Raw genomic sequence first — 20,694 nt, forward strand, 5'->3', positions numbered from 1 at the left:
AGGGGAACGTCAGCCGCGACGCCTGTGCCGTCACCAACAATCACACCTGCCACGTTCCGCCGAGACAGGAGCCACACGTGCGAGTGCTGTGCACCGTGACGGGGTCACCGTCACACGGACGGGCCATGCTCCCGATGGCTCGTGCCCTCGTCCGAGCCGGGCACGAGGTGGCCGTGGTCACCTCGGAGTATGTGGCCGAGACGTTCGCCGGCGAGCCGATGCGCGTGCATCCCGTCTTCCCTACCATGGCGCAGGTGCTGCGCGGCATGCGCGCCGGACTGTCCGAAGTACTCACGCAAGACCTCACCCCCTACCTGGAGACGGTCCACTTCGTCGGCGGTCCGCACGTAACGGCCGCGTTCCACGCGATCATGCCGGTGGCGCGGGCCTGTGCCCCGGACCTCGTGCTGCGCGACGGCGCCGACCTGGCCGGGTGCCTGATCGCGGAAGCACTTGGCGTGCCGCACCTTTCGGCACCGTCGGGCGCCACCAACATCCTGGACCCAGAAGGGGTCCTGCCACTGGTGAGCGCCCGCCGTGCCGAGGTGGGGTTGCCTGCGCAGGACGCGATGGCCATCTTCCGGTATGGCCGCCTGGATGCCATGCCGCCCCAATACTCGTGCGCCCGGTACGAAATACCACTGCCGTACGCCTACCGCCAGCCACTGTGGGAGTACGACGGCAGCATGCCGGAGATACCCACTGATAAACCGCTGGTGCTCGCCACCTTGGGTACCGCGCTGCCGATGTTCGCCGAGATCCGTCGGCAGGGACTGCCCGATGACGAGCACACTCCGCGTATGCGAGAACCGTTGCGCGCCATCATCGAGGGACTGTCCCGGGTGGACTGTCATGCTGTGGTGGCCACCGGCGGCACCCCGGTCGATGACGTCCCGGTCGGCGCGAATGTGCACCTGGTCGACTGGATTCCGCAACGGCGTGCCCTGCAGCGGTCACACCTGCTGGTGACCCACTGTGGATACAACTCGGTCCGTGAGGCGTTCAGTGCCGGGGTGCCGATGGTCGCGGTACCGCAGTTCGCCGACCAGGCGCATCATGCGGCGTTGATCGAAGGGTTCGGCCTGGGGCGGCGTGCCGAGCAGACCGCGGACGGTGTCGCCGGGGCGTGTCAGCGGGTGCTGGCGGATGAAACCATCCGCGAGCGGATGCGCAGCGCACATGGTGCGATGCTGGCGCTGCCCGACGAGGACGGCATCGTGGCGCAGCTGCAGAACCTGGTCACACCGTGAGCCGTGGGGAGAACACGTCGATCCAGGTGGCGATGTCCAACGCATGATCGATGCCGTTGCGGGCGGTGGGTGACAGACTCTCCGGCGGGTGCCGCACGACCCCGTGCAGCCAGTCCCGGTCCACGATGTCCCACACCGAATGGTTCGGCTGTGCCAGCACCTCTCGGGCCTGCTGTTGCAGCGCACGGGCATACCCCGTGTCTTGCGTGGACGGATACGGGCTCTTCTTGCGCCGCAGCACCGGCTCCGGCAGTACCTTGCGCGTCGCCGCGCGCAGCAGGCTTTTCTCCCGGCCGTCGAACACCTTCATGTGCCATGGCGTCCCGTACACGTATTGGACCAGGCGGTGGTCACAGTACGGCACCCGCACCTCCAGCCCGACGGCCATGCTCAACCGGTCTTTGCGGTCGAGCAGGTCCCGCAGGAACCTCGTCAGCGTCAAGTAGTAGCGGGCACGCATGCGCCGCTCGGTTGCGGTGTCCTCGGACAGGCTGTCGACCTCCGCCAATGCGGTGGCGTACTGGTCCCGGCTGTACTGGGCGAGATCCAGCTTGCGGGCGAGGTCTGGGTGGAGCATGTCGGTGGGGTCCGGCCAGCGCATGGACGGGCCCATCGCAGGCAGCCACGGGAAGGTGTCGTCGTCGCCGTCGGGTGCGGTATGCAGCCACGGATAGCCGCCGAACACCTCGTCGGCCGCCTCACCGGACAGCGCCACCGTCGAGTGCTCGCGGATCGCCCGGAACAGCGCCAGCGATGACATGTCCAGGTCGGCCAGTGGGACCGGGAGTTCGCGCGCGGTGATCACCTCGGTGCGCACCGCCGGGTCGGTCAGACCCGCGGTGTCCAGCACGACCTCGCGGTGCACCGATCCGACATGGTCCGCCACCAGATGTACGAAGGGGGTGTCGCGGGCCGGGCGCACGACGTCACCGCGGAACGCGTCGGCGTGTCCGGCGAAATCGACGGAAAAGGTCCGCACCCGCTCCCGCTGTGCGGTGAGGTGCCGGGCCGACAGAGCCGTGATCGTGCTGGAATCCAAGCCACCGGACAACAGGACACACCTGGGGACGTCCGCGGTGAGCTGCTGGGTGACGACCTCGTCGAGCAGGCCACGGATGGTGTCCACGGTCGTCGCGCGATCGTCGGTGTGCTCGTCGGTGCGCAGCCGCCAGTATGTGCGCTCACGCAGACCCTCACGGGTGATGGCAATCGTGGTGCCGGGCAGCACGTCGCGCAGGCCGGCCCACATGGCGTGCCCGGGTGTGTGGGGTTTGAACGCCAGCATTTCCCGGAGACCGTCGATATCGACCCGCCGCGCGGGCAGCGGATGGGCGAAGATGGCCTTGGGTTCGGAGGCGAACAGCGCGCCGTGCTCGGTCGGCCACACATACAGCGGTTTCACGCCCAGCCGGTCCCGGACCAGCAGCAGCCGCTCCACTCGCGCGTCCCAGATGGCCATGGCGTACATGCCGGTCAGCCGGTCGACGAAATCGTCACCCCACTGGAGGTATGCGTGCAGGACGACTTCGGTGTCGCACAGAGTGTCGAACCGATGCCCGTGGGCCCGCAATTCGGCGCGCAGTTCCCGATAGTTGTAGGTCTCTCCGCTGTAGACCATCACCACGGGGCCGTGCGGCGTGCGGACGCTGACCGGTTGGGCACCGCCGTCGACATCGATCACCGCGAGGCGACGATGACCGAGTGCCACCCGGTGATCCATCCACAGACCGTGCCCGTCCGGACCGCGGGGCGCCAGGGTCTGGGTCATGCCGGCCAGCGTTGGTCCCTCGCCGGTCAGGTCACGGTCGAACGCCAGCCACCCGGTGATTCCGCACATGGCTAGTCCGTCTCGTCGCGTGACAGCGCGGTGTCCTGGCGCAGGATCGCGAGATAGGTTTCCCGCAGGGGTGGGGTTGGTTCGACACCGTACAGGGCTCGGAGGCGATCACGGAGGCACCAGTAGACCTCGAGCGCTTCTGCTTGGCGGCCTGCCGAATACAGCGCCGTCATGTAGAGCTGGTGGAAATACTCGCGATCTCGGTGCCGGTCCACCAGCATCGAGAGCTCCGGGATGAGCTCGCGATGCCGGCCGGCACGCAGCTCGGCCTCCAGGACTCGCTCGGTCAGCAGCGACCGCTGCTGCTCCAGATGAGTGCGCTCGGTCGAGCCGAGAGCCCCGAGCTGCACATTGATGAAAGCGTCCGTATCGGTCCACAACGCCAGCGCGCTGCGGCCGACACCGATTCCGTCCGGTGACCCGGTGCCGAGCAGGTGCAATGCGCGTTGCGTCAGCTGCCGGAACTCCGCCACATCGAAACCGGTATCGCCGAGGTCCAGCCGGTACGCACCGGAGGGCCCATGTTCGATCGTGATCTGCTCGCCCCATCCACGGAGGAACTTCTTGAGCCGCATGACACCGGACTGCAGGGCCCAGTCGGGCCGGTGCGGTGGTTGTCCGTCCCACAGCTCCGTGATCAGCTTGTCCGTCCACACGTACGTGCCCGCATTCACCAGCAGCGCCACCAACAGCTTGGACCGCATCGTGGAGGTCAGGATCTCTACTCGATCACCCCGACGGATAGTCAACGCTCCCAATGCCTGGATACGCAGGGGTGCCTCGCTGGATAGTCGCGTCCCTTCCCGGACCAGGGCCAGCGAGGATCGCATTGCCGAAACGGGTTGGGCCGAGTCGCTCATCCAGGACCCCGGTGCGCCGAAAGCGGGCGAAATATTGTTGTGCACCATCACATCTGATGTCCTGACCAGCTAAACAAGCTCAGACCGAATGGTCTGCGGGATTGATGATAGCTGCGGCGCCGCTGCAATGTTTGCTACTGCTGGGAACTCTGTGGCCGCTCGGAACTCCTCCGGAAGCCGGTGCTTTGCCGGGTCGCGCGGGCTTCATCGCGGTAGCCACGCCATTTGTCGGCCATGAATCCGGTCGGTGACGTCGTCGAGAATGTTGCGGGCCGGTACCGATCAGCTCCAACACCATGTCGCTGGCGATCAACCGGCCGGTTGCTCGGTGCCCGCGGTCACACCGGCGGCCTGCGCCGCGGAAACCGGCAGGGTGCGCTAGATCCACGGATCATCGACCGTGGCACCGAACTCGGCACGCCCCACCTGGCTGAGCACCCGGGGCCAGTCGTTGACCACGTGCACGCTGCCCGCGTGCACGTGTCGCCAGAAGCTCGCCATCGGGCCTGCCGAGGACAACGCGGTGGCCCCGGATCGGGTGAACAACTCCTCGACCGCCCGGACAACCCGGTCGGTGCCCAGCGTCTGATCGCGCCGCGTCCGCAGCCGCAAGTGGTACGGGATCCCGTCGCCTCGCTGCGCATACGCCAGTTGCTCGGCGATGTTGTGCTCCACCTGGAGGGTCGCCGCGTCGATGTCGGACGCGGCGCGCATCGACCGCACGTGCACGAACGGGTCGTCGACAGCGTGCTTTCCGTCCGAGATCCGCACCCGTGACCGGACCCAGTCCGTGTGCTCCTGGTAAAAACCTTCCGCCGCCCCGATGATCGACATGGTGATCGTCGTCGGGAAGACGCTACCCATGGCCAACCGATACAACGGAGCGTGATTGACCTGGTGGCCGGGACCGCGCAGTTGTGTCCAATCCCGCGCACTCAACACTCGGTGATCGGGCACGAACGCGCCCTCCACAACGATGTCGTTGCTCCCGGTGCCACGCAGACCGACCGAGTCCCACACGGCGTGAACCGTGTAGTCACTGCGCGGTATCAACAGGGTCAGGTACTCCGGGTCCGCACCTTCACGAGTGCACATCGCACCGAGCAACGCCCACTGGCAGTGGTCGCAACCGGACGAGAAACTCCACCGTCCCCGCAGCTCGTATCCACCGCGGACAGGGCACACTTGCCCGACGGGAGCGTACGAGGAACTGACCAGCGTGTCCGGGTCGTCCCCCCAGACGTCGTCCTGTGCCTGTGGGGAGAACAACGCGATCTGCCACGGGTGCACCCCGACGATGGCGGCCACCCAGCCGGTATTCGGGCAGGCGGACGAAATCCTCCGGACGATCCGATAGAAGTCCAGCGGATTGGACTCGTAGCCGCCGACGCGCGCGGGTTGCAGCATTCTGAAGAAGCCCGCGGAAATCAGCGCCGACATGGTCGGCTCGGGCACTCGCGCGGCCCGGTCGGTATCGTCCGCACGATCCCGGATGAGCGGCAGCACCTCGCGGACCAGTTCGAACACGGTCTTGCTGTGCATATTCCCCCTCCACGGTGACGGGCGTGATCCTGGCAAGCGTGATCGTCGATGCGGTCGCTGGCGTGCGCGTGACGCGACCGTTTGCGGCCCGCGACTCGGCGCGCATCACCCAATGGTCAGCGCGTCGCACCACTGTGTCGGCATGCCGGTATTCGGGCTGACACAGGGTGAGCGGGTCGTCGTCGTCGCGCCGCATCCCGACGACGAAACCATCGGCCCTGGTGGCACGATCGCGCGGATGACTGCCGAGGGCCTGCAGGTGCACGTCCTCTGCGTCACGGTCCGTGCCAACGGCGGGGTGGCCGACCCGCAGGAGCGGGTCACGGAGTTCGAACAGGCGTGCGCGGCGCTCGGCGTGACGACCGCCGCGGTCGTCTGGATCGATCAGGCCGGCGACATGGACATCACGACTCGGCAGCGCCGGCTGGTCGACGTGATCACAACCCACGAGCAGGCGTCGCTGGCCGCGGTGCGTCCCACCGCCCTCATGATCCCGGCGGAGGCCGGATACCACCAAGATCATTGCGCGGTCTTCCGCGCTGGGTTCGCCGCCGCGCGGCCACGTCCCTCGGTGCCCACCCCGCGGGTGGTCCTGGGGTACCGCGGAGTGGAGGAGCACTGGTCGCCCACCCACAACGCGTGGCCGATCACGGTCGACACCACCGACTTCTGGGCCACCAAAGAGCAAGCCCTGCGCTGTTATCGGTCCCAGATCCGGCCCGATGGCCAGCCCCGATCCCTGGAGCACATCCGGCTCGTCGACGCCGCGGTCGGAGCAGGCTACGGCCTCCGCTACGCCGAGTTGTTCCGCCCGTACCGACTGGCGTGGTGATCATGACGCACGCAGCACACGAGAAGGTGACCGTCGTCGGGATCGGTTACACCGGCCTGCCGCTGGCAGTGGCACTGGCACATGCGGGTGACCACGTGTGGGGTGTGGACGTCGACCGACGCCGGGTGGCCGCGGTCCAGCATGGAGACAGTCCGGTCGACACGGTCACCGCCGCGGAAATCCGGTCCGTGGCCGGCCATCTGCATCCCACCACCGACCCCGGCGTGCTGGCGGACAGCGCGATCGTCGTCGTGTGCGTGCCGACGCCGGTCCACGAGACGGACAACACCCCTGATCTGCGCCCACTGATCTCGGCGGTCACCACGATCCGCGACCACCTGCGTCCGGGACAGCTCGTCGTGGTCGAGTCCACCGTGCCCCCGGGCACCACCGTCGATCTGCTGAGGCCGATCCTCGAAGAGTCGGGTCTGGTCGCCGGAATCGACTTCAACCTGGCGTACTCGCCGGAACGCATAGATCCGGGCAACACCAGGTTCCGGCTGACAACGACTCCCCGCGTAGTCAGTGGGCTGACCCCGGCCTGCCGCGACCGAGCCGCGATGTTCTACCGGCGGGTGGTCGCGAACATACACACCACAGTCGGAATTGCCGAAGCGGAAACAACGAAGATCCTCGAAAACGTCTTTCGCCAGGTGAACATCGCCTTGGTGAACGAATTTGCCCAGGTATGCCATGAGCTGGACATCGATATCTGGGATGTCATCGCCGCGGCAGCCACAAAACCCTACGGTTTCATGCCGTTTCGGCCAGGCGCGGGTGTCGGCGGGCACTGCATTCCCGTCGACACCCTGCTGATGATCCACCACACCACCACTCGGCTGGGCCGGGCGCTGCGGCTGGCGGAGACGGCGCACGCCATCAACGCCGACATGCCCAGATGGGTGGCCGATCGCATCGTCAAGGACCTCGACGACCGAGGCGTGACACTGCCCGACGCCACCGTCCTGTTGCTCGGCGTCACCTACAAGCCCAACGTCGCCGACACTCGCGGAACGCCCGCCATCCCGCTCACCGAGGAGCTGCTGCGCCGCGGCTTGACGGTCACCTATCACGACCCGTACATCCCTGAGCTGCGCTGGGCCGGACAGCGGTTGCGCCGCTGCGACGATCTCGCCGCTGCCGTCGGCTCCGCGGATCTCGTGGTCGTAGTCCAACGTCACAGGGACTACGACGCGCAGACGCTGGCCTCGGCCAGAAGGCTGTTCGACGCCACCGGACCGGCAACCGACCATCACCGCGGCACCGCGCAGGGTTGATCTCCACGATCCGGCATGCTTCCCGGCTGCTGTATGTGCTGCTTACTCTCTGCGTACCAATGCCCGCTGGCCAACTCGCACCGCAGCTTGTCGCCGCCGTCACCCCAGATTCGCGCAACGATTACTACTCGCCTCGATCCCCCTTTGTTGGGAGCGGGCGTGCGCTGAGGATGACGTCAATGCAGTCGATCACCTCGTCCCTTGGCATCGATGGTGGGCTGATGCCGCCAAGCCTTTTGGTGGTGACTCCACAGGTCTTCGTGTCGCCGGAGGAGCGCCAGTCGATAGTGTTTCCCAAAGTAGAGGTGAAACCGAAAATAACTGCCCGCCTTGCAGCGGGAACGATCTCGGACATCGTTGTCGAGAAGATTTCCCTGAAAGATCACAAACTACGCATCGACATCGTTCGAACCAGTATCAAGGCCGATGGCTGCCTGACCGGACTCACACTCCGTTCCTACGTGATCGTGACGTTCACCGACAACGTTCCCACGTCGGGTTTTTCAGGACGTAGTGGCGGCCGAGCCGGTGTGTCGTGCGGTTCTCGCCGAAGGCTTCGGTATCGTCACCTTCCACGGCGAGGACGCCAGTGACCTCGAAGGCGCCGTGGTGGTCGCTTTCGTCCCACTGTGGCAGCCCGTCGAGGTACACATGCGTGTTTCGACCGCACCGCAGCACGGCCCCGGCCATGGCGTTCTCGGCGATGCCGTAGAGCACGACCTCCTCGTCGAGATAGTCTGCGAAATCCACTCTGTCCTCCTGGCCGCGGCTATGGTCGGTGGTTTCAAGGCATGTCCCGCACGAATGCAATGCAGACCACCGAACTGTCGAAATCGGGATAACCGGTGAAGAATCTCTCCGGTCCGCTCTGGTAGACACGCATCGGATCCTCAGGGTCGGTACGCTCGGCGTGATTGGCATGCCACCAGCTTCCGCTGCCTTCGTCATACCATCCGTAGTCGAACTTTATGAACCCGGGCTTACCCTGGAAGAGGTCCTTGGACATGTCGACCTGCCCGGTGTGGGGGTGGGGGGCGAACCTGTCCGGATTCGGAAGCACCGACGAGGTCCCCAGCGGGTGCCCGAGGATGGTTGTGGCTGGTTTTCCGTCCAAGCCCAGCTTCTCTTCCTGGCCCGACCAGAAGTGTTTGGCGAATATGTGTGCGCGCACGTTCGACAGATCACCGGAGGGTAGCGCGTCGGTGACCCCGCGCAGCGGGGCGAGGTGTTTGTCCGCGCGTACCAGCTCGGCGAATTTCGCGGCGTCTGCAGGCCCGGTGGCGAGGATGTCGTTGAATTTCGCGGCGTACTCGGATACCTGCTGGAAAACCTGCTGTCCACCGACGGCCTTGGCGGCATCTCGGGCCTCGAGCAAGGCGGTGACCTGCTCCGCCCCGATGCGGACCCAGTACTGCCGCGTTGTCGTTTTGGCCTGCTCGTATTCGTCTTCCAACTCTTTGATCTTCGCCTGTAGGCGCGGCACGGTGAATGAGTCCTGGCCCGCGCCCGGCTTCTTCAACTCGGTCTCGAGGTCCTGTCGCGCCCGAGTCAGATCGCGCCGTAATCTGTTCACCGCGTCGTTGGCGATCTCCCCGGGGCCGAGCACCTTCTCGGTCTCTGCGACCAAGCGATGGGCTCGCGCGTCGGCGAATGCCAGATTCGTCGGAGGAACCTCGATGCCGGTGCGGCCCAGGCGCACCATGGTCAGTCCGATACAGCCCAAGTCGACCGTCTTGACTTCGGCCTGGGTGAGCTTTCGCCCGATTCGGTCCTCGAAGGACTCGATATAGTCCTGTTTAGTGTGGACACGTCGCTCCGCGGCGGCCACCGGCCGGTCGAACAGGACGGAGGCCCGCGCGGGGACCGGCGACGCACTCTCCGAGACATCGCGGCCAGCCGCCCTCACGGGGTTGGCGCCATCTCTGTCGGTGGTGAGTGCTTCCTCGACACCGCGGTTGAGCGTGCGTGCCGTTGGCCTGAGTATGGTTTCAGCGGCACCTTCTACCGCCCGAACGGTCGCACCCGCTAACCGTTCGGTGGCCTCCCGCATCACACGCCCGGCCTCACTCACCCGCTGACGACCTGTCCTCCCACAGCTCCGGCGTCGAGCATACGTGCGGGGGCAAATCTGAGGCAAACCTCAGAAATCGCGCCGGGTGTAGCACCGCGCTCGGTATCGGGGAATAGCGAGCACGGCCGGAATCTGGGAGGAAGGGAGAAGCCCGAGAATGGCCAACAGAGCCCCTCCCGAAGCCGAGGCTACTTCCGCGCGACACGCCAGTCGCAGCGAAGCGACTCCCAACCATGACCAGCCCGTCATCGCGCCGGGTCCGAACAACCACAGAACATGACGCGCATTAGGTCAGGGGGTAGAGGTCAGTAGTAATCGCACGGAAAAACAACGACGATGGCTTATCAGCAGCGATGTTCGTCACCGTGACCGGCCAAACGCCTGACCACCAACACGGGGTCGCCGTAGTATCGGCCGAAAATCGGGCGGATTTGGCGTAGCCGCTGGTCAGTGGGTGCGGGGAAGCGTCAGGACCGATGAGGCTGGTCAGTTCGCGCATGGCCTGGGGCGAGGGTTTGAAATAGCGGCGCAGGTTCTCGGCCTTGCGGTGACGCGATTTGGCCATCAGTTCGAGCAGGCTCGCGCCGGATTCGCCGAGGTGTGTCAGGCCGGAGTGCCGGAGTTCGTGCAGGTCCCATCCGGTTCCGGGCCCGTCGGTGGCGGTGGCGGCGTCGAGGAGATCGCGGGTCTGGTCGTAGGACAGCGTGCGAGTCCGGTGTCCGGGCAGGTGTCGCGGTCTGCGAGGTATTTCCCTGGTCCGGGTCGGCGGTGGGTCACGAATACCGGTCCACGGCTTCGGCCGCGGAGCAATCGCGGTAGTAGCCGGGCGGTGCCGGCGTCCCAGTAGACCGTTTCGAGGACGTGCTCGTGGTGGGTGGCGCCGCGGCGGCGGGTGCGAGGTTTGGCGCCTTTGGACTTCACCCGGGCGCACCGGCCCGCCAGGTCGAGGTCCTCGATGTTGAGCTGGAGCAGTTCCTCTGTGCGAGCGCAGGTTCATACCGCATCCGCCACAGGGTCTTCTCCCGCAGATGGATCTCGCGACGGGAGATGAGCCGATCGATCGCGGTCCGCGAGCGCACTGGTGTCTCCGAGTCCAGCGGAGTCGATTGCGCGGCCGACGCCGGGACGTCCCAGCCTTGCTCTCGGCACCAGGACAGCCATTTCGCGACCGCGGCGCGGCGCGCGGTCCAGGTGTTGACCGCCGCTTGGCCCCAGAGAGATTCCAGGGCCGCGCCGATCTCGTCGTCGGTGACCGCTCATCGCCTGTGCTGCCCGGACCGCGTCCCATTGCCGCTGCCAATGTAACGGTGCCATCGTGGTGTATCTTGGCCCATGCCTCCCGGAAGGCGTCCGTCCGGCCGTCGCCGCGATTCATCGCCGTAATCCACCGGCGTAGTCCGACCCGGGGGTTGAACGTATTGCCGCCGTCGAGTGGACGCGGGCAATCCGTGCTGGCGTGCTGGACGGCGGACTCGCTCGCCCTCTTCAGTCGGTCTCGGGCGTCCGTAGGGATGGGCGAAGGGATCGAGGTCGATGCGGGTAGTCGGCTTGTCCGCATACATGTACCGGATTGCGTCGTCGAGTGCGGCGCGGATGTGCAACGGATCGTCGACCTCGAGGTAGCCCCACCGTCCGAACCGGCCGCCGTTGTTCGCCGCCACACACCACAGGTTGCTGGCGGTGTCTGCCTTGATCTGGCGGGCGCCTTGGTCCTTTCGGCCGCCGGAGACCTCCAGAATCAGGTAGCGCTGTACATCCTCGTCCCGGCGGCGGAGCCGAACGAGGAAGCCCGGCCGGTAACGGCGCACGGCCCCGGTTTAGGGGATGGCGAATTCCAAGCGGTCATTCTTGACATAGGCGGCCACGTCAGCGTGCCGTTCCAGCTCAAGGGCGGCGATCTCCTCCCAGATGTTGCCGGAGCCTCCGCCGCCGGAGTCGAGCACTACATGAGACACTGGCACTTCTCATCCGTCACGTGAGTGGCCTTGGTCGTCTGGAAGCGCAGGTCGTCGGCGCTTCCGGTGGGTGGGCAGAATGCACGATCGCGGACCACCGGATCGCGAGAGCGTTCGTTCCAGACGATATGGCCGGTCCGGTGCTGCGCGGCATCCTCGGCGTACACGCCGATCATCAGCCCGGGAAAACGCCGTCGCTGTATCGGACCCTGCTCCCCATCCATTCCCGTGTCGCACGAACCAACTGCGGGACCAGCCACGGCTCGTGCACCTTCTGCGCATCCGAATACAGCGGCAGCAAGGAGTTCACCGCTAGCTTGAACGCCACCTCATTGGATCGTTTGCCGCGCAGATCGTCCAGGGTATGCGCATCTGTGGCACCGATGACACCGGACACCTCTGTGCTGATCTGCTCGTGAAAGATTTTGTGGCATTCCGCCCGACCGTGATCGAACATCTTTTAAGATCTTCGAGAGGTGACGAACCGTTCTCCGACTGTAGTGTGACTGACCTCCCGATGTGTCCACTCGCGGCCACCATCCGCCGGCGCAGCGCTCGAGGGCCAGTCCGCGAAAGCTCAGATCCGACCCGTGATTCCGGGCCAACTGGAAATCAGGAGCTGATAGCGGGCATCATTTTCGTTCTTCGGTTGCAGCGGTGACGGACGCAATTCTTCCTTCGTGATCGTCTCGACCCCTCGGCAGGTGGCCGCTCTCGGAGTCGCCGTTCGGCGCCTTGCCATCACGCAATGGCGTAGCGGAACCTATCGAGATATTGAAGTCGAATATTAGCCCCCTCTTTAAATCGACTTGACTTGCACGGAATGGGTTCGAGCATTTTTTGTTTCTTGGAAGAATCTGATGCTGCCACTGGTAAACATCCGCATTCGAGTAAGTGCCATGGTAGGCGATCAATTGTGGCCCACGACTTTCCGGTGGCATCCAGGGAAGCCCGGGATCTTGCTCTCGTATCAGGTGAACCATCACGAGTTCTTCGAGCAAGAAGGCCAAAGTTGCACGGTCGTGCTCCTGGACCTCCGCATGGACCAACGCGCTGAATATTGGGTCGGTAGCAATTCTTCTTTCAAGAATTTCAACGCACTTCTGAAAGGTTCTGGCGACTCCCAAGAGAAGATGATTCCACGAGACACACTCCAACACACCAGATTCGACGAGTGCATGTCCCTTTGTTGCTTCGATCCGGCGGAAAGCGTTCTGGTGACCGAGCATCTGCGCAACAGTCCGCCTGTGAACGCTGAACGCGGACTCCTTGCCGTTATTACAGTACAGGCCATCAGTATACAATATGACGATCTTCAACGCGCGCTCGGGATTTGCCGTAAGGAAGGACAGGACCACGTCGTATGTCGCCTGTGGCCCCTGTGAGTTCTGTAGTTTGCTCATGGAAAGCGGCAGGATGAGGGTGGAATTGTTCGGTAGCGGACCGATTTCATCCCCACGCGCTCGAATAATTTTTCCGCTACCCTCGGGTGGCGCCACCACATCCTGGTTGATCGGATTCATCTACCCTTACCCTTACACTCGCGGCTATATTTTTTGAGGCTCATTAAATGGTATTCGATCGTACACTGCGAAGAATGCGCCGAGTTCTCGCAGCGGTGGACAATTGGACGTGGCGAAACAATTCATTCGACGCTAGAATTAGCGATAGAAACCGAATCAATGGAAACCTAGGATATGTGTGCGATGATGGTGCTGAATGAAGCTTTTGGCGCACTAGATGTGCTCGACCGACGTGGGCGCCGCCGGATGAACTAACGACAAGTAATTTCACGCAGCGCTAATTTCGTGGTGGACATAGGCTGACAAGTAGCCCGATGATAGCGGAATGTCACAGATGGTGGCAAGCCGCTGTATGCGTCCCGGGGAAGTCGAAGTCTCAATCCGTGAACCCGTTGCTCTGGCGAGGGGGCCCGAAGCTTGTCGGCACTTCCGACGGCAAGCCGCCGACGCGGCGGCCCCGCGATGGAGAGGAATCCGAGTATGGATGATGATCCGGGTAAGTCCCCGGGCGACCGGATCGCCCACCGCCACTCCTGCAGCATGAAATCCCGCTGCACCGCGTCGAGTGCGTGTTGCGCGTCCTGGGCCGCAAGGTGCTGTCGCTGCTGCTGACGGCCGGTCAGGGGGCGGACTGCCCGCAGTTCACCGCGGTGCTCGAGGCGATCTCGGCGCCCCGCCTGGGCGCCGGTCGCCCGCGGACCCGTCCGGACGAGGCACTCGCGGACAAGGCGTACAGCTCGCGCGCCAACCGCTCCTATCCGCGCCGACGAGCAATCACCGCGACGATTCCGGTCCGGGCCGACCAAGCCGCCAATCGGCGCAAGAAGGGTTCTGACGGTGGAAGGCCACCGGTGTTAGACGCCGAACGATATAAACAGCGTCACGCGGTCGAGTGCGGGATCGGACAGCTGAAGGAAAACCGGTTCGTGGCAACACGGTTCGACAAGCTCGCCGTCCGCTACCAAGCCGTCGTGCACATCGCCGCCATCAATCAATGGCCACGGCATGGGTAAGGGCGGCCATCTGCTTGCCCTCACACTTCTAAATTTCGATCCACCGATGGGTTACTGCTCGGTTGAGGCGTGCTGCCGCGCTGATGTCGCTGGCTACATTCGATGATGAGAACCATGTCCAGAATCGAGATCGAAATCGCGCCGAGCAGAAAGGATCTCGTCTTCCAGTTCCCTATCGCGCATGCGGCGCCACTGGTCGACTCGAAGTTCAGAGACGGCGCGGGCGAGTTCGTCGGCGTGGCGGCGCCGCGCGTCGTCGAGCGTTTCGACCAGTCGCCAGCGCAGTGCTGCGGCGGGCTGTTCATCCGGTAACGGGCGCTGCGCGGCGGCGGTGCGGACATCAGTCGGTACGTCCAGGTCGGTGTCGGCGACCTGACCACGATCGACGAAGCCGCCTTAGGCGCATCGCGGCTGAGCTGAGTTGAGGGGCCTGGCGGTGAGCCGCGGTGTGATCTTTTCGGTGTCGCGGCCGCCGCCGATGTGTCAGTGTGGAGCGACGCAAGATCCGTTGAGAGAAGCGTGTATTCGGTGATCTACTAGGGAGGGTGCTGTGTTGCAGGCCGCCTGGCCTGATGGCACCACCTTCGCCCGCACCGACCTCGACGCCGCCCGCACCGGGCAGTAGTAGAGGCTTTCTCGGCCCAGTACATGCGTTCTCGGGTCCACCACGTCTCGGCCAGCCAGCCGTCGACTATCTCACCGGCGGCGTTGATCGGCGGATAGCACAGCTGGTAGGAGGCCACCGGTGACCTCGCCAGCGCTTCCGAGCGGCGTCTTCCCTGCTTCCTGAAGCGGCCTTCAGGCCGCTTCAGCGTGGCTTCAGGGCCTCCCTGCCACTCTGGCCGCCGATGATCGACAACGGCGAAAGGGGAGAACAGACCATGAACCCGACAGTGCGCATCGACGGGTATCCCTACCGAGTGGTGGGCAGGACTCGCCTGACGACGGCCTCACGGGCGTGCTACGGCAAGTACCGGTTCGTCCTGCGGCGGTTGACGGACGGGTCGCTCTGGACGGTATTCGACTCCCGGGTCACATCCACGTCGGAACTGCTGCAATGCGAAGGCGAACCGCGGCGGTGACGACCCCGCCGAGGATCCGGCCGCCGTGTCCGGCGACCGGGTCCTCCGGCCTGCTAGCGTCCGCGCGCTTCCCGCTGCTGTTCGCGCGCTTGGGCGCGGGCGGCGCGGGTTGTCCCGGTACCCGGTGTCGGCGGCGGGCGGTCCAGCTCTTCGGCCGGTGGCGGCATGCTCACGGCTAGGATGCGCGCGACGTCGGGCGGCAGTTTCGCCAGCAGTTGCGCTCGCGCTTCGACGATGCGTGCCAGCTGTTGCCGGCGGGCGTTCTCGGCTGCCTTCTGCGCCGCCTGCCGTTCGACAGCTTGATGCACAGCTTGTTGCACTCGCGCTTTCGCGTCCCGCTGTCGTTGTTGCTGCTGGCGTATCAGCTCCGGCACGTTGTGCCGCTCGCGTTGTACTCCACGTGCCTGCTGCTCGATGGCCGTCCGAGTTTGCGTGCCTTCTCCGCTTCCGCGCGGGAGACCTCCACCACCTGGAAGTGTTCGGGAAAATCGCGTCGCAGCGCCTCGAGCTGCGTGCGGACCGCCGGGTCGGCGGCTCTGGCCCGGATCACCCAGGTGCCTGTGGCGTGCGGGTCGCGGATCAAGACTTCCCGGTCCAGGCGGAGTTGATTGAGTGTGTGGGCGGTGGCGCGGACCACGACACCGCTCTTGTACTCGGTGAAGTCCCGACCACCGTGCTCGTTGAGGCGGGCGGTGTCATGAATTCGGGTGTTTCCCTTGCCTTTACCGAGTTCGATCTTCGCTTCGTGACGCCACCCGTTGTGGCGGGTTTCGCCGCGTTGCTGTGCCATCCCTCGATGGAAGTGGCGGCCGCGGTCGCGCGTTTTGCGGGATCGTTCGCTACGACGGCGTCGCTCGTCCTCCTCGGACATCCTCGACCGTCCCCGCCGCACACGGTGCCCGCTATTGCGGCCATGCTCCCGAGTCTCTGTAATCGTCGATGCGATCGGCGATGTCGTCGGTGAACCCGGCGTCGTGTTCGATCATCGACAGCAGCATGTCCACGGGGTTGTCGACATCGGAGGTGTAGTCGTAGCAGACCGACGGCCCGTCCGCGCGCGGATCACCGGCTCGGCCGCATCGAGCCAAATCGTCACCAGAGGAACCGATTCAGGAAGGCCGGTGTAATCCCGGAGGTGATCACTCAGCGGCATCTCGCGCGCAGCGGCATGGCGGATGGTGGACAGGAACGGGGCATCGAGCACGACCGGGTGTGTGGCGGCGACGGTGAGTCCGGTCCGGATTAGCCCGTCATAGATACCGGGCCCCACGAGCGTCCGGTAGGTCTCGGAATCGCGATCGTGGGGATCGCCGGACAACTTCCGCATGACCGATTCCTCCAGCAACGGCGCGAACCGATCCTTGTCCAGCACCGGGGCACCCAACACCTCCGCGAGATACGCGGCTGCCGTCGACTTCCCAGACGCCGGGAACCCTGCCACGACGACAGCGCCACAGGAGTGCAGTCCGGTGACCGCATCGCGCAGCGCCCCGGCCACCGACTGGGGCAGGGCGGTGCCGCGTGCTGGGTGATCATCTGTCATGTGATCAGTCCACCACAAGACATCGGCGAAGTCGCGGAGCCGAATGGTCGATTCATGCGAAATGCACTGTGCTGCTGCTTTTTCTGGCGATTCGGGCGTCGTCTAAAGGCAGTGGCTCTGGCGAGAAGTCCACTAGTTTCGCAGCAGCCTACAGAGTGGCGGGGCTACCGATGATGGTGATCGACGTGCAGCGCGGGTTCGTCGTCCCGTGCTTGCAGCATGTCGTCCCGATGGTCGATCACGTCCATGTCTCGCTCGCCGCTGCGCTCAACGCGAGGCTCCTCCGGCCCTGTGTCAGCGGCTGATGCGCGCGGCGGAGCGCTGGTCTGTACGCGCGGTCCGGTACGGCGCCGCGCGTGTCGCGCGCGCAGCAGGCGCGGCGGCCTTCACGAATCGTGACTGAGCGCGCGCACCGCGCGCGATGCTGGATTCAGCAATCGGCCACATTCGGCAACGTCACCCTCCACCGCCGCGACAACGCCCTGCTGTTCCCCAGCGTGGAATCGCTGATGCGATACGCCCAGGTCATCCTGCGGTTCACCTGCGAAGTACCGTCTCAGAGCCCGCACCACGATGTGATTCTTGCCCGAGTCGAGGACGAGGTGCGGTCGTGGTTCACGTCCAACAACGGTGGGCCGTGGCGCGACGCGAAGGGCTACACCGTGTTCACCAGTACCTGCTAGCCGGACAGCCGGGGCGCACCGAGGTCGCGGGCTGATCAGTGTCCACACGCATCGGCCGATCAACGCTGTCAGGCGTGCGCCCGGCACGTCATCCGCCGTTATCGAGCCGAACCCGCCTGACTCCAGTTGAACCCGAGTTCGCCCTTGTCGGCGAGGATGCGTTCCCACCACTCGCGGTGGTCGCGGTACCAGCGGACCGTCGCGGCGATCTCCGGTTCGAACTGGCGTTCCGGCCGCCACCCCAGCTCGGTCTCGAGCTTTTCTGGATTGATCACGTAGCGGCGGTCGTGATTCGGGCGATCCTCGATGTGTTCGATCCACTCCTCGGGATCCAGCCCCAGCTCGGTCACCACCATGCGGGCGATCTGCAGGTTCGTTACTTCCTGACGTGCCGAGATGTCGAAGATCGGCAACAGTCCCGGATCGGTCGCTGCCGCTTTCGGGATCGGCCCGAGGTCGGCGTGCAGGACCCGGTGCACCGCTTCACAGTGGTCCAGCACATGCAGCCAGTCACGACTTTGCAGGCCGTCGCCGTAGACCGGGATCTTGCGGCCGCGCAGCACGTTCGTCACGGCCAGCGGGATCAATTTCTCCGGCAGCTGATACGGCCCGAAATTGTTCGCGCAATGGGTCAGGCGGATATTCATTTCGGGGTAGGTCGCCATGTAGGCGCGTACCATCTGATCCCCGGCCGCCTTGGCCGCCGAGTACGGCGTCTTCGCGTTCAGCGGGCTGCGCTCGGTGAACCACTCATCGCCCGGCGCCAGCTCCCCGTACACCTCGATCGTCGACACATGCACATGCGAACGCACCGGCACCAGACGGCTGGCTTCGGCCATCACCTGCGCGCCCAGCGCATTGGACCGCATGAACGCCGAGGGGCCCAGGATCGCGCGATCGTTGTGGGACTCGGCGGCGAAGTTGACCACGAAATCCGGCCGATACCGCCGGTAGAGCCCCTCCATCACCTCGAGATCGGCGATATCAGCCTTCTCGAAATCGATCCGCTCGATCACCGGATCCAAGTTGGCCAGGTTCCCGGCGAACCCGATATAGTCCACCGCCACCACCCGCGCCTCCGGCTCCCGGCCCAGCAGGAAATGCACATAATTCGCGCCGATGAAGCCCGCGGCGCCGGTGACAAGGTAGACGGCCATGGCTGGCTAGCCTAGCCAACCCCTCACCGCCACGGAGTCCTCAGACACCGCCACTGACCTCGTCCGGTTGGGTGGTCGACAGCGTAGCCGCCGTCGACCAACTCGGTGTATCACTCACGATCCGGCTGCGGACATCGAGCCAGCGCCGAACTGATGCCGCGCGTCGCGCGGACACCGCGTACACGAACGCGATAAGAGGAACTACTCAGCTTGGACTCAGGTCACAAGCTCGGTGATCGGGCGTTCAGTACCCCGCCGCCGGTTCGGCTGGCACGAGAGTGTCGGTGCGGACGCTGAACGGGTAGCTGCCGGGGGAGTCGAGCACCGCCTGGACGACGGCATGATCCTCGTCTTCGAATTCCAGGACCTCGAACACCGAGACACCGCCCGCCACCAAGAGCACCTTGTCGCCGACCTGCACCACGCCAATGAGCCTATCTCGCCATACCGACCGGTACGGTGCTTGCGGCCGGTCTTAGTGCCTTGGGGAACTCCATGGCCGACCGCCGCTGGTTTGCTGGTGCTGTGATCGTCGGGTGTCGAGGGTTCTGTTCCCGCATCTGGGCCAGATGGTCATCAGTGCGGTTGATGTTGCGGGTTCCACGGTTCGTATCGATGCAGCCACCCGGGAGGAGGCGGTGGCGTGTCCGGGCTGCTCGACACCGTCGCGTCGAGTGCACAGCCGGTATCGGCGCCGTTTGGCCGACACGGCCATCACCGGCCGCGAGGTCGTCATCGTTCTGCGGGTCCGGCGCCTGTTCTGCGGCAACACCGGCTGCGGGCGAAGGACTTTCGCCGAGCAGGTACCCGGACTCGCCGCCCGCTACGGGCGGCGGACGTTGCTGCTGCAGCGAGTGTTGTCCGCGGTCGCACTCGCCTTGGGCGGCCGCGCCGGAGCACGGTTGACCGGGCATTCGGCAGCGCGGGTCAGCCGCATGACCCTGCTGCGGCAGATCCGCGCGCTGCCCGATCCGGCGCCGGTGCGGCCCCGGGTTTTGGGGGTGGACGACTTCGCCCTGCGCCGCAGACACCGCTACGGCACCATCCTGATCGACATGGCGACCCGCCGACCGATCGAGATGCTCACCGACCGCAGCACCGAGAGCCTGACCGCCTGGCTTCGAGACCGCCCCGGCATCGAGATCATCTGCCGCGACCGGACCGGCGCCTACGCCGAAGCAGGCGACCACAGCAGCACCGCACGCGATCCAGGTCGCTGATCGCTGGCACCTATGAAAAACCTCGGCGACGCCGTCGAACGCACCGTCGCCCGCCACCGCCGCCACCTGACCGCGGTGCCCGGCCTCGACGACACACCAGCACGGCTCGACATCAGCGAAATCGCGGCGGCCCTGCCCCACGGCCCGGTCGAACCACATCTGCGTGCCGATCGGACCGCGGTCCGAACCCGCGAGCGTTATGCCCAGGTCCACACCCTGATGGCGCAGGGCCACAGCCTGCGCAGCATCGGTCGCGAGCTGGGCTTGGCCCGCGGCACGATCCGCGACGAGTTCAAGCCCTACCTGCACCAGCGATGGAACCAGGGCACCACCAACGCCACTTCGTGCGCGCCTACCTGCAGCCGTTCCGCACCACCGCCCACATCCCGGCACCACCCCCACCACCGCCCTCGATCCGGCGGGTCACCGCCTGGATCATGACGAAACCCTCGCGGATCGACCCCGCCGGCCAGCGTCGGCTCGACGCGATCCTGGCCGCCAGCCCCGAACTCGATGCCCTCGCCGGACATGTCCGCGCGTTCGCCAGCATCATGACCGAACTGCGCGGCGCAGAACTCGAAACGTGGATGTCCGCCGCCACCCCCGATGACCAGCCGGAACTGCACTCCTTCGTCCGCGGCTTGCGCCGCGACCAGGACGCGGTCACCGCCGGTCTGAGCCTGCCCTGGAACAGTGGCGCCGTCGAAAACCACGTCAACCGGATCAAGATGCTCAAACGCCAGATGTTCGGTCACGGCGAACCCAGATCTACTCCGGAAGCGAATCCTGCTCAGTTACTGAGCATTACGCGACCTCCCGATCACGAAATATGGACCAGAACCGCGAGTG

The 20,694-nt window shown here is 65.3% G+C and carries 21 protein-coding genes and 2 pseudogenes; 10 read left to right on the top strand and 13 right to left on the bottom strand.

Going from position 1 to position 20,694, the window contains the following annotated elements:
- The first annotated feature begins 134 nt into the window (after nucleotides 1-134).
- Nucleotides 135-1,250 carry a glycosyltransferase gene (locus K8O92_27055; protein ID UAK31418.1) on the top strand — a complete coding sequence of 372 codons (1,116 nt, stop codon included), beginning with the start codon at nucleotides 135-137 and terminating at the stop codon, nucleotides 1,248-1,250.
- On the opposite strand, the gene asnB is transcribed toward K8O92_27055, so the two are convergent.
- The 3 genes from asnB to K8O92_27070 form a co-directional block, all read right to left on the bottom strand.
- Nucleotides 1,240-3,087 (bottom strand): asparagine synthase (glutamine-hydrolyzing), encoded by a 1,848-nt coding sequence (gene asnB / locus K8O92_27060; protein UAK31419.1) that lies wholly within the window; start codon nucleotides 3,085-3,087, stop codon nucleotides 1,240-1,242. The genes K8O92_27055 and asnB overlap by 11 nt on opposite strands.
- A gap of 2 nt (nucleotides 3,088-3,089) precedes the next feature.
- Nucleotides 3,090-3,917 (bottom strand): AfsR/SARP family transcriptional regulator, encoded by an 828-nt coding sequence (locus K8O92_27065; GenBank protein UAK31420.1) that lies wholly within the window; start codon nucleotides 3,915-3,917, stop codon nucleotides 3,090-3,092.
- A 408-nt stretch (nucleotides 3,918-4,325) separates the two neighbouring features.
- A complete protein-coding gene (locus K8O92_27070) occupies nucleotides 4,326-5,489 on the bottom strand; it encodes a flavin-dependent monooxygenase (protein ID UAK31421.1) in 1,164 nt (387 codons plus the stop codon).
- A 142-nt stretch (nucleotides 5,490-5,631) separates the two neighbouring features.
- Between K8O92_27070 and K8O92_27075 the strand changes: the two genes are divergently transcribed.
- The 3 genes from K8O92_27075 to K8O92_27085 all read left to right on the top strand — a co-directional run bounded on the left by K8O92_27075 (nucleotide 5,632) and on the right by K8O92_27085 (nucleotide 8,191).
- Nucleotides 5,632-6,321: a PIG-L family deacetylase gene (locus K8O92_27075; protein UAK31422.1), complete on the top strand. Its 690-nt coding sequence runs from the start codon at nucleotides 5,632-5,634 to the stop codon at nucleotides 6,319-6,321.
- A gap of 2 nt (nucleotides 6,322-6,323) precedes the next feature.
- The gene (locus K8O92_27080; GenBank protein ID UAK31423.1) at nucleotides 6,324-7,598 is read left to right on the top strand and encodes a nucleotide sugar dehydrogenase; all 1,275 of its coding nucleotides are present in this window, start codon (nucleotides 6,324-6,326) and stop codon (nucleotides 7,596-7,598) included.
- 179 nt (nucleotides 7,599-7,777) lie between these two features.
- Nucleotides 7,778-8,191 (top strand): MspA family porin, encoded by a 414-nt coding sequence (locus K8O92_27085; GenBank protein ID UAK31424.1) that lies wholly within the window; start codon nucleotides 7,778-7,780, stop codon nucleotides 8,189-8,191.
- Here K8O92_27085 and K8O92_27090 read toward each other — a convergent pair.
- The 3 genes and pseudogenes from K8O92_27090 to K8O92_27100 form a co-directional block, all read right to left on the bottom strand.
- Nucleotides 8,073-8,348, bottom strand: coding sequence for a hypothetical protein (locus K8O92_27090; protein UAK36106.1), 276 nt, complete (start codon nucleotides 8,346-8,348; stop codon nucleotides 8,073-8,075). The genes K8O92_27085 and K8O92_27090 overlap by 119 nt on opposite strands.
- Nucleotides 8,349-8,382: 34 nt before the next feature.
- Complete coding sequence (locus K8O92_27095) at nucleotides 8,383-9,504, bottom strand: hypothetical protein (GenBank protein UAK31425.1); 1,122 nt, start codon at nucleotides 9,502-9,504, stop codon at nucleotides 8,383-8,385.
- 631 nt (nucleotides 9,505-10,135) lie between these two features.
- Nucleotides 10,136-10,943, bottom strand: a pseudogene (locus K8O92_27100) (site-specific integrase).
- A 237-nt stretch (nucleotides 10,944-11,180) separates the two neighbouring features.
- Between K8O92_27100 and K8O92_27105 the strand changes: the two are divergent.
- Nucleotides 11,181-11,648, top strand: coding sequence for a hypothetical protein (locus K8O92_27105; GenBank protein ID UAK31426.1), 468 nt, complete (start codon nucleotides 11,181-11,183; stop codon nucleotides 11,646-11,648).
- A 151-nt stretch (nucleotides 11,649-11,799) separates the two neighbouring features.
- Here K8O92_27105 and K8O92_27110 read toward each other — a convergent pair whose 3' ends face one another.
- Nucleotides 11,800-12,081 (bottom strand): hypothetical protein, encoded by a 282-nt coding sequence (locus tag K8O92_27110; GenBank protein UAK31427.1) that lies wholly within the window; start codon nucleotides 12,079-12,081, stop codon nucleotides 11,800-11,802.
- Nucleotides 12,082-12,256: 175 nt separating this feature from the next.
- A complete protein-coding gene (locus tag K8O92_27115; protein UAK31428.1) occupies nucleotides 12,257-13,147 on the bottom strand; it encodes a hypothetical protein in 891 nt (296 codons plus the stop codon).
- A 593-nt stretch (nucleotides 13,148-13,740) separates the two neighbouring features.
- On the opposite strand from K8O92_27115, the gene K8O92_27120 reads away from it, so the two are divergent.
- The 3 genes from K8O92_27120 to K8O92_27130 all read left to right on the top strand — a co-directional run bounded on the left by K8O92_27120 (nucleotide 13,741) and on the right by K8O92_27130 (nucleotide 15,242).
- Entirely contained in the window at nucleotides 13,741-14,160 is a 420-nt protein-coding gene (locus tag K8O92_27120; protein ID UAK31429.1) for a transposase, read from the top strand.
- A gap of 114 nt (nucleotides 14,161-14,274) precedes the next feature.
- Nucleotides 14,275-14,472: a hypothetical protein gene (locus K8O92_27125; GenBank protein ID UAK31430.1), complete on the top strand. Its 198-nt coding sequence runs from the start codon at nucleotides 14,275-14,277 to the stop codon at nucleotides 14,470-14,472.
- A 536-nt stretch (nucleotides 14,473-15,008) separates the two neighbouring features.
- On the top strand, nucleotides 15,009-15,242 hold the full coding sequence (locus K8O92_27130; protein UAK31431.1) for a hypothetical protein: 234 nt from the start codon (nucleotides 15,009-15,011) through the stop codon (nucleotides 15,240-15,242).
- Between the two features lie 53 nt (nucleotides 15,243-15,295).
- Here the strand turns inward: K8O92_27130 and K8O92_27135 are convergent, their stop codons facing one another.
- The 3 genes from K8O92_27135 to K8O92_27145 form a co-directional block, all read right to left on the bottom strand.
- Nucleotides 15,296-15,550: a hypothetical protein gene (locus tag K8O92_27135; GenBank protein ID UAK31432.1), complete on the bottom strand. Its 255-nt coding sequence runs from the start codon at nucleotides 15,548-15,550 to the stop codon at nucleotides 15,296-15,298.
- Between the two features lie 53 nt (nucleotides 15,551-15,603).
- A complete protein-coding gene (locus K8O92_27140) occupies nucleotides 15,604-16,032 on the bottom strand; it encodes a hypothetical protein (protein UAK31433.1) in 429 nt (142 codons plus the stop codon).
- A gap of 192 nt (nucleotides 16,033-16,224) precedes the next feature.
- Nucleotides 16,225-16,785, bottom strand: a complete 561-nt coding sequence (locus K8O92_27145) for an AAA family ATPase (protein UAK31434.1) — start codon at nucleotides 16,783-16,785, stop codon at nucleotides 16,225-16,227.
- Nucleotides 16,786-17,180: 395 nt separating this feature from the next.
- Here K8O92_27145 and K8O92_27150 point away from each other — a divergent pair, with 395 nt between their 5' ends.
- A complete protein-coding gene (locus tag K8O92_27150; protein ID UAK31435.1) occupies nucleotides 17,181-17,468 on the top strand; it encodes a hypothetical protein in 288 nt (95 codons plus the stop codon).
- A gap of 98 nt (nucleotides 17,469-17,566) precedes the next feature.
- On the opposite strand, the gene K8O92_27155 is transcribed toward K8O92_27150, so the two are convergent.
- On the bottom strand, nucleotides 17,567-18,625 hold the full coding sequence (locus tag K8O92_27155; protein UAK31436.1) for a GDP-mannose 4,6-dehydratase: 1,059 nt from the start codon (nucleotides 18,623-18,625) through the stop codon (nucleotides 17,567-17,569).
- Between the two features lie 244 nt (nucleotides 18,626-18,869).
- Entirely contained in the window at nucleotides 18,870-19,049 is a 180-nt protein-coding gene (locus K8O92_27160; protein ID UAK36107.1) for a hypothetical protein, read from the bottom strand.
- A 145-nt stretch (nucleotides 19,050-19,194) separates the two neighbouring features.
- On the opposite strand from K8O92_27160, the pseudogene K8O92_27165 reads away from it, so the two are divergent.
- Nucleotides 19,195-20,646 (top strand): annotated as a pseudogene (locus K8O92_27165) (ISL3 family transposase).
- Nucleotides 20,647-20,694 lie beyond the last annotated feature (48 nt).

This window comes from Nocardia asteroides (assembly GCA_019930625.1).
GTDB lineage: Bacteria > Actinomycetota > Actinomycetes > Mycobacteriales > Mycobacteriaceae > Nocardia > Nocardia sputi.